The 15399-nt window shown below is 40.2% G+C and carries 12 protein-coding genes; 2 read left to right on the top strand and 10 right to left on the bottom strand.

What is annotated here, in order from left to right:
- Positions 1 to 648 precede the first annotated feature (648 nt).
- From ACU52_RS13020 to ACU52_RS12975, 10 genes are all read right to left on the bottom strand, one after another.
- A complete protein-coding gene (locus tag ACU52_RS13020; RefSeq protein ID WP_053399096.1) occupies positions 649 to 1641 on the bottom strand; it encodes a rhamnogalacturonan acetylesterase in 993 nt (330 codons plus the stop codon).
- Positions 1642 to 1649: 8 nt separating this feature from the next.
- Positions 1650 to 3011, bottom strand: coding sequence for a histidine--tRNA ligase (gene hisS, locus ACU52_RS13015; RefSeq protein WP_053399095.1), 1362 nt, complete (start codon positions 3009 to 3011; stop codon positions 1650 to 1652).
- Positions 3012 to 3123: 112 nt separating this feature from the next.
- Positions 3124 to 4398 carry an adenylosuccinate synthase gene (locus tag ACU52_RS13010; RefSeq protein WP_021854891.1) on the bottom strand — a complete coding sequence of 425 codons (1275 nt, stop codon included), beginning with the start codon at positions 4396 to 4398 and terminating at the stop codon, positions 3124 to 3126.
- Entirely contained in the window at positions 4379 to 4906 is a 528-nt protein-coding gene (locus tag ACU52_RS13005) for a Fur family transcriptional regulator (protein ID WP_053399100.1), read from the bottom strand. The genes ACU52_RS13010 and ACU52_RS13005 overlap by 20 nt, the downstream gene beginning before the upstream one ends.
- Positions 4907 to 4970: 64 nt before the next feature.
- Complete coding sequence (locus tag ACU52_RS13000; protein ID WP_053399099.1) at positions 4971 to 5591, bottom strand: DNA alkylation repair protein; 621 nt, start codon at positions 5589 to 5591, stop codon at positions 4971 to 4973.
- A gap of 5 nt (positions 5592 to 5596) precedes the next feature.
- Positions 5597 to 7558, bottom strand: coding sequence for a dipeptidyl-peptidase 3 family protein (locus ACU52_RS12995; protein WP_053399094.1), 1962 nt, complete (start codon positions 7556 to 7558; stop codon positions 5597 to 5599).
- Between the two features lie 20 nt (positions 7559 to 7578).
- Positions 7579 to 7998, bottom strand: a complete 420-nt coding sequence (locus ACU52_RS12990; RefSeq protein ID WP_021854887.1) for a helix-turn-helix domain-containing protein — start codon at positions 7996 to 7998, stop codon at positions 7579 to 7581.
- Positions 7999 to 8382: 384 nt separating this feature from the next.
- A complete protein-coding gene (tilS, locus tag ACU52_RS12985; RefSeq protein WP_053399093.1) occupies positions 8383 to 9735 on the bottom strand; it encodes a tRNA lysidine(34) synthetase TilS in 1353 nt (450 codons plus the stop codon).
- On the bottom strand, positions 9725 to 10906 hold the full coding sequence (locus tag ACU52_RS12980; RefSeq protein WP_053399092.1) for a class I SAM-dependent rRNA methyltransferase: 1182 nt from the start codon (positions 10904 to 10906) through the stop codon (positions 9725 to 9727). The genes tilS and ACU52_RS12980 overlap by 11 nt, the downstream gene beginning before the upstream one ends.
- Positions 10899 to 11537 carry a 3'-5' exonuclease gene (locus tag ACU52_RS12975; protein ID WP_021854884.1) on the bottom strand — a complete coding sequence of 213 codons (639 nt, stop codon included), beginning with the start codon at positions 11535 to 11537 and terminating at the stop codon, positions 10899 to 10901. The genes ACU52_RS12980 and ACU52_RS12975 overlap by 8 nt, the downstream gene beginning before the upstream one ends.
- A gap of 103 nt (positions 11538 to 11640) precedes the next feature.
- On the opposite strand from ACU52_RS12975, the gene ACU52_RS12970 reads away from it, so the two are divergent.
- Positions 11641 to 14082, top strand: coding sequence for an FtsK/SpoIIIE family DNA translocase (locus ACU52_RS12970; RefSeq protein WP_053399091.1), 2442 nt, complete (start codon positions 11641 to 11643; stop codon positions 14080 to 14082).
- 47 nt (positions 14083 to 14129) lie between these two features.
- Complete coding sequence (locus ACU52_RS12965; protein WP_021854882.1) at positions 14130 to 14732, top strand: outer membrane lipoprotein periplasmic chaperone LolA1; 603 nt, start codon at positions 14130 to 14132, stop codon at positions 14730 to 14732.
- Positions 14733 to 15399 lie beyond the last annotated feature (667 nt).

The following is a 15399-nucleotide window of genomic DNA, read 5'->3' as shown; positions in this document are numbered from 1 at the left end:
TTTTAACAGTCGTTTACATATTAAGTGTGATTCTTACGTCATTCACATTATTATAGTTTTACAAAAGAAATAGGCAGACTTGTGACACAGGAACGGGATATAAAACAGGCAAAGATGGATGAAAATTATACGCTAATGGCAAAAACCAAAGGACGATGGCAGAATTTAAAGGTGTTTGAATTCCAAAGGAAAAAAACTGCCGGCCGGATGCCGGTTACGACAGCCAATGCTACGGGCAGGCCTGTCATGGAGCAGCAATATTCATGAACGGCAGGAGAAATGCAAGGCTGTGCGGCAAGCCATACGGGCAGTCAGCAACGTCATAAAATGCTGACAGAATGGACGTTATAGGCTTTTAAAGCCGGCAGTATATCAAATGTAAAACACACCAATCTGAGGGCCGTCTGCAAAAGGGCACCTTTTAGGAGACAAAAGCATATCTTTTACACGATAAAAGGATACAAAACGGAACGCAAAAGTATAACTTTTGAAAAAGAATAAGCATGAAGAATTGCGTGATAATAAAATAAAAAGCGGTAAATATTTGCAAATACCCCAATAACAATCTAGGTTACAAATATTTACCGTAGTATTACTTAATATAATAAGGACCTGAAGTTCAGACCATAATGTAATAATTATAATCAACTATTTTATGAAACTGGCCCCTTGCCTCATTATATATTCTATCTTTTTATCTTTACCGGCTACAGGTTTCTTCCACTTTCCCTCACCTACCAAGATAGTTGTCTTAACACCAGAAGGAACATGCTCTACAGCAGTTTGCAGATCAAAATACAATCCACTTCCATCTCTTGCAACTGAAGCATCATACTTGCAACGATATTGTCTAAGTTCTGGAACAGCATCAGAAACGGCATCAGCAAGTAATCCGGCAACAACATACGCACCATAAACATTATAGTGAGTATTGTCTTGACGCCCCTTTGGCAATGAAGGAACTTCATTAGGTAGATACCACATATGCAGTTTTTTAGATTTATCCGGCCCTAGCCCCTGTTCCAAATCATGTGTAATCTTATTTGCATCCACAAAAGGCACATCCAACTCACGTGCAACATTACGAGGAGACAAAAGATAGTCACCGTGAGTATCTACCAATGTATCACCTTCAACCAAATCTGCTGATGAATTAGAACGGGTATCATCATCAGCAACAGCTGTTGTACTATTCGTAAAGATTCGCCTTACTACACTATTAAATAAAACAGGAATGCCGCCTCTCATCCTTGTTTCCTTAACAAACTTGCGCAAGTTTTCGTCGAAAGTTGTTCCAGGATCAGTGTGTCGTTTAGGATCGTCTTTCTCATCATTATGCCCAAACTGAATAAAGACATAATCTCCAGGCTTTATTTTTTCCACGACCTTCTGCCAATGACCCTCACTAATGAAACTTTTTGAAGAACGCCCATTAAGTGCATGATTATCAACAATTACGTCCTCAGTGAAGAAATTTTTGAGCATCATTCCCCATCCTCGCTCCATCTTTCCACCACTAATATCCTTATTAGCCATAGTGGAATCACCTATCATAAAGATTGTAATTTTTTCATTTTTCTTATATGCAGATAGTGACAACACACACAGGAGAAGAACAAGAAAATATTTTATTCTACCCATAATCACTGTCAAGATTTAACGATTGACACAAGTTCATCAGCATCAACCAGACGCTGCTCACCTGTCAACATGTTCTTCAAAGTTATCTTATTCTCATTTATCTCATTTTCGCCGGCAATAGCCACATAATGAACATTGCAGTTATTAGCATAGTTCATCTGCTTTTTCATCTTTGCTGCATCAGGATATATCTCAGTAGCAATGCCGTTCTCACGGGCTTTGGCAGCAATAGGCAAACAATACGCCATTTCCTTTTCCCCGAAGTTAATGAACATCAGACGAGTTCCGCTCATTGCGTTTTCTGGATAAAGATCCAATGCATTAAGGACATCGAATATTCTGTCTGCACCAAAAGAGATTCCTACACCACTCAAACCTGGCATACCGAAGATGCCTGTAAGATTATCATAACGTCCTCCGCCTGTAATACTTCCGATTTGAACATCAAGTGACTTAACCTCAAAGATTGCTCCTGTATAATAATTAAGACCTCTTGCAAGAGTCAAATCAAACTGCACCTCATTCTTAAGATTAGACTTGTCAAGTACGCCGAATATATAACGAAGCTCTTCAACACCCTTTGTTCCTATTTCTGAATCTTTGAGGATATTGCTTATAACATCCAATTTTTCTTCATTGCTGCCGCTGAGTGATATCACCGGCTGTAGCTTTTCAATGGCCTCTTTACTGAGTCCATCTTCTGCAAGTTCAGCATTTACATTATCAAGGCCAACTTTTTCCAGTTTATCAATAGCAACTGTAATAGGCACTATTTTATCAGCCTCGTTGATATATTCAGCTATTCCAGTTAATATTTTACGGTTGTTGATTTTTATCTGAACGCGCACACCAAAACGTGTAAACACTGTATCAATAATCTGCATCAATTCAATCTCATTGAGCAACGAATCACTGCCGACAACATCTGCATCACACTGATAGAATTCACGATACCTACCCTTCTGAGGACGGTCCGCACGCCATACAGGCTGAATCTGATAACGCTTGAACGGCAACTGCAACTCATCCCTGTGCATAACGACAAAACGGGCAAAAGGAACGGTCAGGTCATATCGCAAACCTTTCTCACATAATTTTGAAGCCAAATGCAACGGATTCCCATTGACAAGTTCCTCTCGATCAATCTTGCTCAAATAATCTCCACTATTGAGCACCTTGAAAAGAAGTTTATCGCCTTCCTCACCATACTTTCCAAGCAATGTCTGCAATGTTTCCATGGCCGGAGTTTCAATCTGCTTAAAACCATAAAGAGCGAAAACAGACCTTATTGTATCAAAAATATAATTGCGCTTTGACATTTCCAACGGGGAAAAGTCACGTGTACCCTTAGGTATTGATGGTTTGTTCATATCTGTCTTTATTTAAGATAAAACCCAAGAATTGAGAATGAAGAATCTGGATATTGAAAACATCAATTATCCACACCACAAATTCTCAATCCTTGGGACGAAATTATACGTATTATTTTCTAACTATTGTCTGGGCACGATCCGGACCTATTGAGATAATCTTAATAGGAGTTTCAAGTTCTGTTTCAAGGAATTTGATATAATCCTTAAATTCCTGCGGGAACTCTTCCTCGCTGGTCATCTTTGTCATGTCGGCCTTCCATCCCTTAAGTTCCTTATAAACAGGCTCGATACCTTCCTCTATATTATAGGGGAAATCAGTCAAGGTCTCACCATTGCGTTTATAAGCTACACATGCCTTTATTGTATCAAAGCCATCAAGCACGTCGCTCTTCATCATGATTAACTGAGTGACTCCATTAACCATAATAGAATAACGCAGCGCAACAAGGTCAATCCATCCGCATCTGCGCTCACGTCCGGTAACAGCTCCATACTCATGACCAAGCTGCCTTATAAGACTTCCAGTCTCATCAAACAATTCTGTCGGGAACGGTCCGGCACCGACACGTGTACAATAAGCCTTCATTATGCCATATACTTCGCCAATTCTGTTAGGGCCGATTCCCAATCCGATGCAAGCTCCTGCACAGATAGTGTTAGAAGACGTTACAAAAGGATAGCTGCCGAAGTCGACATCAAGCATTGTACCCTGAGCACCTTCACATAATATATTCTGACCAGATTTTAAAATCTTATTAATTACATGTTCAGAATCTACAATATGGAACTGACGGATATATTCTATACCTTCCATCCATTTCTTTTCTACATCAGAAATATCATAGTCAGTATAATTAAGCGATTTCAAAATCTGCTCGTGACGTGCCTTATGAGCATTATATTTTTCTTCAAAATTATCAAATATATCACCCACACGAAGTCCGTTGCGCGAAACCTTATCTGTATATGTAGGACCGATGCCTTTACCTGTTGTTCCTACTTTATTTTTTCCTTTAGCCTGTTCATAGGCTGCATCCAACAGTCTGTGAGTTGGCATAATAAGATGAGCTTTTTTTGATATATAAAGTCTCTCTTTCAAAGGATGACCGCTTTTCTCCAAGTCTTTAGCCTCATCCATAAACAAATCCGGAGCAAGTACTACACCATTACCAATAATGTTAATCTTGCCACCCTGGAAAATGCCAGAAGGAATACTTCTAAGGACATACTTTTCGCCTTCAAACTCGAGAGTGTGTCCTGCGTTAGGACCGCCCTGAAATCTTGCAATCACATCGTAATGAGGCGTAAGCACATCAACAACCTTGCCTTTGCCTTCATCACCCCACTGCAAACCTAGCAATACATCAACTTTGCCTTTTTCCATATTTACTAATATATTTGTTTTTATTTATATTCTCCTGTTTTTCAGTATTCTCTTTATTTTTCAAGCGCGTAAGCATTGCCTGACAGGTGCTGCATACACCATAAATATGCATTGAGAAGCCTTCTTTGCGAAAGCGCCTCAAATGCGTTCTGTCAATTACATCTGCAATCTCGGGTATTTTTATCTCTGTAACCTTTCCGCAAACAGTACAGACCTGAGTGCAGTGATTATCCGAGTAACACGCCTTATAGCGTATACCGTCCTGCAGTCTCAGAGATATAACAAGTCGTAAACTCATCAACAGCCTTACCGTATTGTAAAGCGTAGCTCTGCTAACGGGAAAGCATCGTTCTATCAGCCTGTCGCTAAGTTCTTGTATTGAAAAATAAGAATTGAAGCTATACACCGCATCGAGAATCGCAAATCGTTCAGGGGTTTTGCGATAATTGTTCTGTTCCAAATAGTTGTCCAGAATCTCCCTTACTGCGTCGCTACAATTATTTTTCATTTTATCCATACTCCGGATTGTCCGACAAAAATACAACAAAATTCCGTATTAGCCGTACAAAACATCAAAAAATATCTAAATCGTATGATTTGAAGGCAGATTTTGTTATTTTATTATACTCGTCGGAAATAGTACAAAAATGTGACAACATATTTACAACTGTATGCTGCAGTGACACACTTCCACCTTCAAGAGCAGTTTTGGCCTGATCAAAAAGCTCATTTATCTCTCGTGAATCAAGCACCTCTCCACGCATAAAAAGCCGTGACAAGATGTTATAACCGCACATCTGCTCTAGCTCACTCGCTGACGCGAGCCATTTGAACGCGAGGTCTTTCGCGCTGTCTATATACTGAAACAGATTGAAGGCCACCATAGCTGCAACTTCCTGATTTGGAATCTGTGATACCCAAAGGCAGGCCAAATCAGCTTTCATATCCGCCGGTGGCATAATCAATGTGGCAAGAATCTTACATTCGCGGATGTTTTCTTTCCACAGTTCGATGGCCAAGTCATAGTCTTTGCCATACTCTTCTGCCAGTGTTTTCAAGGCAGGCAGAGATATGCCCCAGTTTATGCTATACCCAAGTCCTTTCTCGCGCATTGACTGAGAAGCCATGCCGTTCATCATCAATCTGAAACGCTGTTTAATTTGTTTCAGTCTATCTTGTGTTTCCTGTTTCATTTTTATCAAATCAATGTGGAGTAATCTCTGCTGTAACGCAACATCTGATGCTCGTAAGTTTCAGAATAATCAACAGTTATGTCCATTATTTTACCATCGCAATCAGTAACAGGCATAAGTACCGGATTTATGAATCCTTTATAAGGAGGTATGCCCAGACTATTATATCTGCACAATATTTCATCATGCAAAACCGGATCAATATTCACAGCATAATTCTCGACTATGTCACGGGCTGCGGCATAATCACCCTCGCTCTTTATGCGTTGAATTTCAGCAAGCAAGGCTGCAAACAGATTGCGGAGTTGCTCATAATCGTTTATACGCACGTAAGTTTTCCCGTTTTGACGCACAAGCTCTACAACATTGCCCTCACGTCCTTTTTCATAACACCAACGTGCAACCAGGGCACGGTTACGCATATGGGCCTCCTCTATACAATTGCCTTTTTTTATGCGTGCAAGCTGAGTGAGAAGTCCATTCATCATATATGAATAATACTCTGCCTTGTAGGCTTCTGCATCAGGCAGCAGCCCCAACTCAACCAACTTTTTATCTGCTGCATAATACAATCCGAACAAATCAGCACGCGCCTCTTCAATAGTATTGCCGTATGCTTTCAGAGAGTCAGGATCAACACCGGGCAACAATTGTCCGCTACCATGTCCAAGACACTCATGCAGGTCAGTATGTATGATGTCACATATATCTCCATACTGTCTTATAAGCTTTATTGTCTCTTCGTCAATAACAAACTCTTCGTCAAAGCCATTACCACGTGATGCTTCATTATAAGCCGATATGATATTACTTATCGTAACGCTCTTGCTTCCATGGCTTGCTCTAATCCAGTCGGCATTAGGAAGGTTTATGCCTATGGCCGTTGAAGGGTATTCACCTCCGCCGAGAGTTGCCGCACATATTACATTTGCAGACACACCCTTTACCTGCTGTTTCTTGAAACGAGAATCAACAGGCGAATGGTCTTCAAACCATTGAGCGTTATCGCTAATCACTCTGGTCCGCCTTGTTCCTTCTACATCACGGTATTCAACAAGACCTTCCCAAGTGCCTTTCATTCCGAGCGGATCGTCATAAACCTCAATAAACCCATTAATAAAATCAACGGCAGATTCTTTTTCATCAACCCATTTAATGCAATATTCATTAAAGTCTGCCAAATCACCCGACTTGTAATATTTAATCAAAGCATCAATTACACTGCGCTGCTTGTCATTTTCAGCCACAGTTGAAGCCATTTCGAGCCAATATACAATTTTTTCTATTGCTGCGCCATATTTTGCTCCAATTCTCCAAACCTCTTCAACAACCCGTCCATCACATTTTTTCACTGTAGTATTCAGTCCATATGACAAAGGCTCCTTATCGTCTGGATTTTTCTTTGAAGCATAATACTCTTCAACTTCACTCTGTGTTACACCATCATAGAAGTTGCATGCTGAAGTTTCAACCAAATCGAAACCGTCCTTTTTATTCACCTTTACAGGCATGACATCAGGATCAAAAATTATCGGCAGAAGTTCTTCACATAATCCATCCACCGTCTGTCCTTCGTCTAAAGGCAACAAACTGCCATCAACAGATTTAACAGCATCTATAAAAAATGCTTTAGAAAAGCCAGGAACAAATTTATCGCATCCGTAATGATGGTATATGCCGCTAGAGAACCATACCCGCTTCAGATACACAACAAGTTCCATAAACTCATCAGCAGTTCTGTCACCTTTATAATTAAGGTATATCTGCTCAAACACTTTGCGTATCTTCAGATTATACCGGCCAAACTGATCAAAAGTTATGTCACGGCCATAAAGCGCGGCCTCAGACAAATAATACACTAGCTTTTTCTGCCTCAGCGACAAAGAGCTGAAGTTGTCAAGTTTATACCTGAGCATCAGTATATCCGCAAAACGTTCGTCGGTATATGAAAATTGAGTATTTCTCATTGCAGCATTAATATGTTACGTTATTTTTCAGAATTATCTAACTTATACTTTCGCGGCGTAACACCTGTGTATTTATAGAACGCCGCATAAAAAGACTGTCTGTTTGAAAAACCAACCAAATCACTCACTTCCTCCATTTTAAGCTTTTTATGCTTTTTGTCAGTAAGCAAAGCCTTGGCATCTTCTATGCGATACTTATTTACCCATGACGTATAATTCATGTTGAAGCATATATTAACCACGGCAGATATATACCTAGTATTGGTTTCAAGTTCTTCAGCCAGACGCTTGGCCGAATATTCCTTGTCTTTATATTTTTTCTTTTTTACGATAATCCTGACAATCTTTACTTTCAACTCACTGACCAATTTTGGACTTATAAGCGAACGATATGCAGCGTCCTTCTTATAATTGTCAAAATTCACGTTATACTTTACCATACCTTAAACTTTTAATATTTCCTACTAAAGACATTTTATCGCAGAATTTTCATTCTGCCTGTTCATATTAATGCAAAGGTAATATTTTTTCAGCAAACAGATTGATAAATGGCTTATTTTAATAAAAATTGCATTTAAACATTATCTATGAATACAATAAATACCTTTCACGAAAACAGTAAACTGATAATATACAAAACTAGGATTTGACTAATGCTTGATGTTATGCCTGCTTTTGGCTTATAAAATGCGACCTCTTACGAGGTGAAAGGGCATCTTTTGCCAGTCAAAAGATATTCTTTTACAAAACACTGTATATCAAGATGTTACGTGCGCTACGCAAATCATGAAGAAAAGGACTTTATCAAAAATAAAAAAACCGGCTTAACAGCCGGTATATGTAATCTTAAGTATTTTCTTCGTTGTATCAGAAACCCTGCATCTGTTGTCAGGTCTCTGGTTTACGAGCCATATTATCTTTTCGTCCGAATCAGTTATAACAAGCTGACGGCGCTTATCAAACAAATTAAACTTGCGATCTGTCAAATAATCACTTACCAACTTGGAGCCATTCATCCCGAAAGGAATGAATCTGTCACCGGTAGAGGCCCTGCGCACAATAAGCGGAAAAGCGACCTTAGACAAATCTGCAAAAAAGCAAATTCTGTCTCGTACAATTTCTACATCCGACCCGTTATCTATAATCTCTACCCGAAACTTAGAAGACTCATCATATACATAAGTTCCTGTCTCAGGTATAACAAACCTCCTTTGTCCTTCGTCAGACAATGGTTCAATGAAAATATATTCACGGTCGATAAGCAGAGCGTGGGTAGATGAACGAAATTCTGTACCAGGCCCTGAGTTCAATGAAGAATAAATCTGTTCTATCTGCAACGGGGCAAAAGAATAGTTCTTTAAAATATGAAAAAGCACATTCTCTGGAGACGGTCCTGAAGAAAGTATATCCAGTGATATTTTTGCCTCACCTTTATTATTATATGTAACTGCACGCCCGGCAGCATCGCTGATAGCAGAACCAAAAACTCGAGCGACCTCTTCCATACGCATGGCAGTTTTGGCAATGCTGTTTCCAACAGAAGGATTTATCTGCCTCATAAGCGGAAGAATGTCCAGACGGATTTTGTTTCTGACAACATCATCAACCAGATTCGTACTGTCAGTTACATAATCCTGCCCTGCGGCACAAAGCTCGTTTTCGATATCAGCTCTTGAAACGCACAATAGCGGACGCACTATGTCACCGTTTTTCGGAGAGATACCAGTAAGTCCGTCTATACCTGTACCACGGATAAGATTCATCAATACGGTCTCAACAGAATCGTCCTGATGATGCGCAACACATATAGCGTCGGCGCAGATGTCACGCTTAAGCTGTGAAAAGTAAGAATACCTAAGATCTCGGGCTGCCATCTCTATGCTTACTTTACGCAACTTTGAATAAGACACTGTATCAAAATGAGCTCTATGAAGCTCTATGCCATTCTGCCGGCAAAACTCGACACAGAAATTTTCATCACGGTCTGATTCTTCACCACGCAGATGAAAATTGCAATGAGCAGCCTCAACCTTGTAGCCCAATTCGCAAAGAGCCAAAGCCAAAGTAACGCTGTCGGCACCTCCCGACAGCGCAACTATATATTTTCCGTCCTTACTCAGTAACTGACGGTCTTTAATAAAATCTGATATTTTTTTTAGGAAACCATTACTCAACATAAAGAACCAGTCCCTTTAGATATTCGCCTTCAGGATGATATATGTTTATTGGATGATCGGCCGGCTGATGCAACTGGTGCAATATCCTGACATTACGACCTGCCAATGCAGCCGCTGTAAACACGGCATTTCTGAAATTATCCTTTGTCACGACCTGACTACAGCTGAACGTAAACAGGATACCACCACTCTTTATCTTCTCAAATGCCTTCACATTAAGCCTTGTATATCCTTTAAGCGCATTATGCAATGCAGCCCTATGCTTGGCAAAAGCAGGAGGATCGAGTATTATCAGGTCATATTTGTCTTTTGCAGCATCAAGAAACTTGAATGCATCCTCACAAAAAGCCTGATGACGCTTGTCGCCGGGAAAGTTCAGTTCCACATTGGCATTAGTCAGTTCCATCGCCTTGGCACTGCTGTCTACTGAATGAACGGCCTTAGCATTGCCTCGCATAGCATAGAAAGAGAAACCGCCTGTATAACAGAACATATTCAAGACTGTTTTGCCTTTTGCGTAATGCTCAAGCAATTTTCTGTTTTCACGCTGGTCAACAAAGAATCCTGTCTTCTGACCTTTTAGCCAGTCAACATGAAACTTAAGGCCATTCTCAACAGCGACATTGTCATCACTTCCCCCATATATAAACCCGTTTTCCTGTCCGAGGTCAGCCTTAAACGGCAATGTTGTCTCACTCTTATAAAAGACATTCTCTATGCGGCTGCCCATAACCTCAACCAGCTGGAGGGCTATGACATTACGGCACACATGCATACCAACACTATGAGCCTGCATGACAGCAGTCTTGCCATAGCAGTCAATAACCAATCCCGGAAGGTTGTCGCCTTCACCATGTACAAGCCTGAACGTATTGTTTTCAGGATTGTCTGCAATACCGGCACACTGACGCATGAGCAACGCAGCCGCCAGGCGCTGTTTCCAGAAGTCATCATCAATAGCTATATCCTGAAATGAAAGCACACGCACAGCAATGCTTCCAATCTGATAATGCCCCAAAGCAATGAAAGCGCCCGACTGAGTGATGACTCTTACTATGTCACCCTCCTCTATTCCATCGTCCATATGCGCTATCGCACCAGAAAACACCCAAGGATGAAAACGCTTAAGACTGTCTTCCTTACCTTTCTTTAAATATATGTTCTTATACATCTGTCTCCTTATTTTCTTCTATTTTTACCAACTCATAATCTCCGGTCTTTTCCAGCCGGCACAACTCTTCATATATATTTATACATGCCCACGCATCGGTGGCGGCATATAATTTCTGTCTGTCGCTAAGCACATCCGACTCCCAGTTACTCAGCCTTACCGACTTACTGATCTTCTGATGGAAGAAATTAGCATATAGCTTTTGCAAGCTCAAATCCTCCACTCCAAGTTCGCAGACATGCTTTTGCAAATCAATGAAATTCCCCGGATGAAAATCGGCACGCTTATGCAATGAATTTATATCGTCGCGCAACGACAAGCCAATCTTCGGAATTGAAGGATCTTCAAGCAGACGGATTATAGCCGGAGTTATACCTGTAAGATTCAATCTGAAAAGAAAACACGTGTCATGAGTTGACACCTGAAGCAATGCTACATTATGCGTCTGCCCCTTTTTAAACGAAGGCCTTGTCTCCGTATCTATCCCCAATATTTTCTGAGACATCAGATAGTCAACAGCCTTCTCTGCCTCCGCAGCAGTATTTATCACAATGATACGTCCGGAGAACAGCACTTTCGGCAGAGCTGTTATGTCATGCTTATCAAACTTATTGTATATGATTTTTCTCATTTGCAAAAATTACAGTTTGCAAAAATATAAAAAAAAGGTGATTTTATAGCTTGATTTGGCAATTTTCAATTACTTTTGCAAATAAAATATTCTAAATACACTGATGGCTAAGAAAAAAAATACGAACACGAACAAATCATTAAGTGAGGTAGTAGGATTTAAAAATATTTTTCAAAATGACTTTATTAATTTTACGGTAGGAATCATTCTGATATTTTTATCCATTTACATAATCATAGCATTTATATCCTTCTTTTCTACAGGCCAAAACGACCAAAGCTTGGTATTGGATTTAAGGCCCGGAGAGATATTTAATTCAAACAGGGCATTTCAGAACAGCTGCGGCCCGTTCGGAGCTTTCGTTTCATATTTCTTTATTTCAAGATGCTTTGGCCTTTCTGCCTTTATCATTCCGGTATTCATGGGCATGGCAGGACTGAAACTTGTACGGGCATATAACTTCAACCTGATTAAATGTTTCTTTTGCCTTGGCATATCTATGCTTTGGCTTTCTATAACATTTGCAGAAATATTGACACCTATCATGGGAAGCCAGGTGTTTAATCCCGGAGGCGACCACGGCCAGTTCTGCAGTCAATGGATAGAAAATCTTGTAGGAGCACCTGGACTGACAGCCATCCTCCTTTTAACGGCTATCATATTCCTTACTTACCTAAGTAAAGAAACCATCACGGTTGTACGAAAGATTCTGAATCCCGTGAACAGCATATCAAACAAAGTGAAATTCGACATCACCAACAATCAGGGAAAAGCCAATAAGTCTAAACCTATTGAAACCCTTGAAGACCCTACTGTATTTGACGATCCACAGACACAAAGGGTTGAATTTGGTGACAACGGAGAAGCTGTAATAAAACAAGAGGAGCAAGCTGAAGAAACCAAGATTGAGACAGCTAAAGAAATAAAACAAGCTCCAAGCACTAACGACCTCAAGATAATTATACCCGAGAAAGAAAACCTGGCAGACTCGAAAGACGTATCTGGCAGCAGCAATATCAATACGCCTATCAATCCGAAAGAGCCTTGGACGAAGTATAAATATCCGACGCTCGATTTGCTGAAGAAATATGAGAATGACGGCAAGCCGTACATCGACATGAAGGAACAGACGGCTAACAAGAACCGTATTGTTGAGGTGCTGAACAATTTCGGAGTACAGATAAAGACCATCACGGCTACGGTTGGTCCTACAATCACATTGTATGAGATAACCCCTGCCGAAGGCGTAAAGATATCGAAGATAAGAAACCTTGAAGACGACATCGCCTTGAGCCTTGCCGCGCTCGGCATACGTATCATAGCGCCTATACCAGGCAAAGGTACGGTCGGAATAGAGGTGCCTAACGCACAGAAGAACATTGTTTCTATGGAAAGCATATTAAATTCAAAACGCTTTCAAGAGACAACCATGGACTTGCCTATTGCCATAGGAAAGACCATAACCAACGAGGTATTTATGGCAGACCTTACAAAACTGCCCCACTTGCTGGTTGCCGGTGCTACCGGACAGGGTAAATCAGTTGGACTAAACGCCATAATTACTTCATTGCTATATAAGAAACATCCGAACGAATTGAAGTTTGTGCTGATAGACCCTAAAAAGGTTGAGTTCAGCATGTACATGCCTATTGCAGACCATTTCATGGCAAAAATTCCTGATGACAATGAAGATGCAATAATAACTGACGTCACCAAGGTTATACGCACACTGAACAGCCTGTGCAAGCTCATGGACTACAGGTATGACATGCTTAAACTTGCCGGTGCAAAGAACATTAAAGAATATAACAAAAAATATGTCAACCACCAGCTGCGACTTACAGACGGTCATGAATACATGCCATATATCGTTGTTATTATCGACGAGTTCGGAGACCTAATCATGACTGCCGGCAAAGAAATAGAAATGCCTATTGCACGTATTGCACAGCTTGCACGTGCGGTCGGCATACACATGGTGATTGCAACACAACGCCCGACAACATCTATCATTACAGGAAACATCAAGGCTAACTTCCCTGGCAGAATGGCTTTCAGAGTAAGTTCGATGATTGACTCTCGTACAATACTTGACCGTCCTGGAGCCAATCAGCTCATTGGACGAGGCGACTTGTTGTTCCTCAACGGAAACGAGCCAGTCAGAGTGCAGTGCGCATTTGTAGATACACCTGAAATAGAAAGAATAAATGAATATATCAAACAACAGCCTGGTCCTATAGAGCCGATGGAACTGCCAGAGCCGACCACAGACGAAGGTTCAGACTCAGGCAAAGGCGGATCGCTTGAAATGCACAGTCTTGACCCTTTGTTTGAAGAAGCAGCACGTACAATAGTGTTAAGCCAGCAAGGTTCAACAAGCATGATTCAGCGCCGTTTCTCAATCGGATATAACCGTGCGGGCAGACTGATGGACCAGATGGAAAAGGCCGGAATCGTTGGTGCGGCACAAGGCAGCAAACCACGTGAAGTATTGATACAGGACGAGAACAGTCTTGAAAATCTTCTGTCTGCATTACGAAAATAGTATTTGAACATTAATTTAGAATAACAATTCAAACAGGAAGCACAATTATGAAAAAGTTTTGTTTGCTAATACTTTTGTTTACATTGGCAGTTGGCATGCATGCACAAAATGCAGCGCAAGCACGAAAGATACTCGACAAGACTGCAGCCGTAGTAGGACGCAAAAGCGGAGCAAGTGCCAACTTCACCATAAGCGGAAAATACGGAAATACGTCCGGCACTATTGCGATAAAGGGAAACAAATTTAATGCACGTACTTCTCAGGCTATTGTATGGTATGACGGAAAGACACAATGGACATACATGAAAAAGAATCAGGAGGTAAATATAAGCACGCCTACTGAAGCACAGCAGCAATCTATGAATCCATATAAATTCATCAATATCTATAAAAACGGATTCAATCTCGGCATGAAAAACGTTGCAGGCGGATGGCAAATACATCTTTACGCACAAAACCAAAAACGGACAATAAAAGAAATGTATATAACGATAAACAAGAATTATTATCCACAAACAATAAAGATGCGTCAGAGCAACGGATGGACGACAATAAAAGTTTCAAACTTTAAAGCAAAAAATATCAGTGACGCCACATTCCGTTTCAATTCAAAAGATTTTCCTAACGCTGAAATAATAGACCTAAGATAGAAAAGTTATTTACCATAACAGGAATAAATCAAAGTTCTGAAAGATACCAGCTTAAAAAGAATTTAAGAATAATCATAATCCGGCAGTGTTTTTATTGGAGTTGATAAAACACTGCCGGACTTCATTTTGCATTATCAACATACAATCCTTAATAAAACTCGTATACAAGATTAATCCACACACAGCGTTCTAACTAGATGTTTTTAAGTACGATATTGTCTTCTTTACATGCACTCGGATAGCTTTCTGCCCCAGAAAATATAAAGCCCATAAAATCCGTAACAAATCTGCCCCATTTTATTTCACATTAAACATCTGCCGCACCCTATCAGCAATTACATTAAGCAAACAGCAGCAATTATCTTTCAAACTGTTAGTGGCTGAGTTACGCCTCATAACTCAGCCACTTTTGCATCAAAAGTCACTGCTTTTTTATGCGTAAATCATTGACTTTTTCATTACAATATTATCACCTGCATTTTAGCTGGCATAGCTGACTAATATTTAAGAGAAACAGATGACAAGACGACATAGGATAACAAATGACGGATAAAAGAATCTATTTACTAACAGAATTAATACACAAGCCTGATGCCTGATTTGGGCATAAAGACCTAAAGAAAATGAGTATGCATAAAATACGTAAATTAATAATAAAAAATCATAT

Source organism: Xylanibacter rarus (genome assembly GCF_001275135.1).
Classification (GTDB): domain Bacteria; phylum Bacteroidota; class Bacteroidia; order Bacteroidales; family Bacteroidaceae; genus Prevotella; species Prevotella rara.
This window is presented reverse-complemented; position numbering and strand designations above follow the sequence as displayed.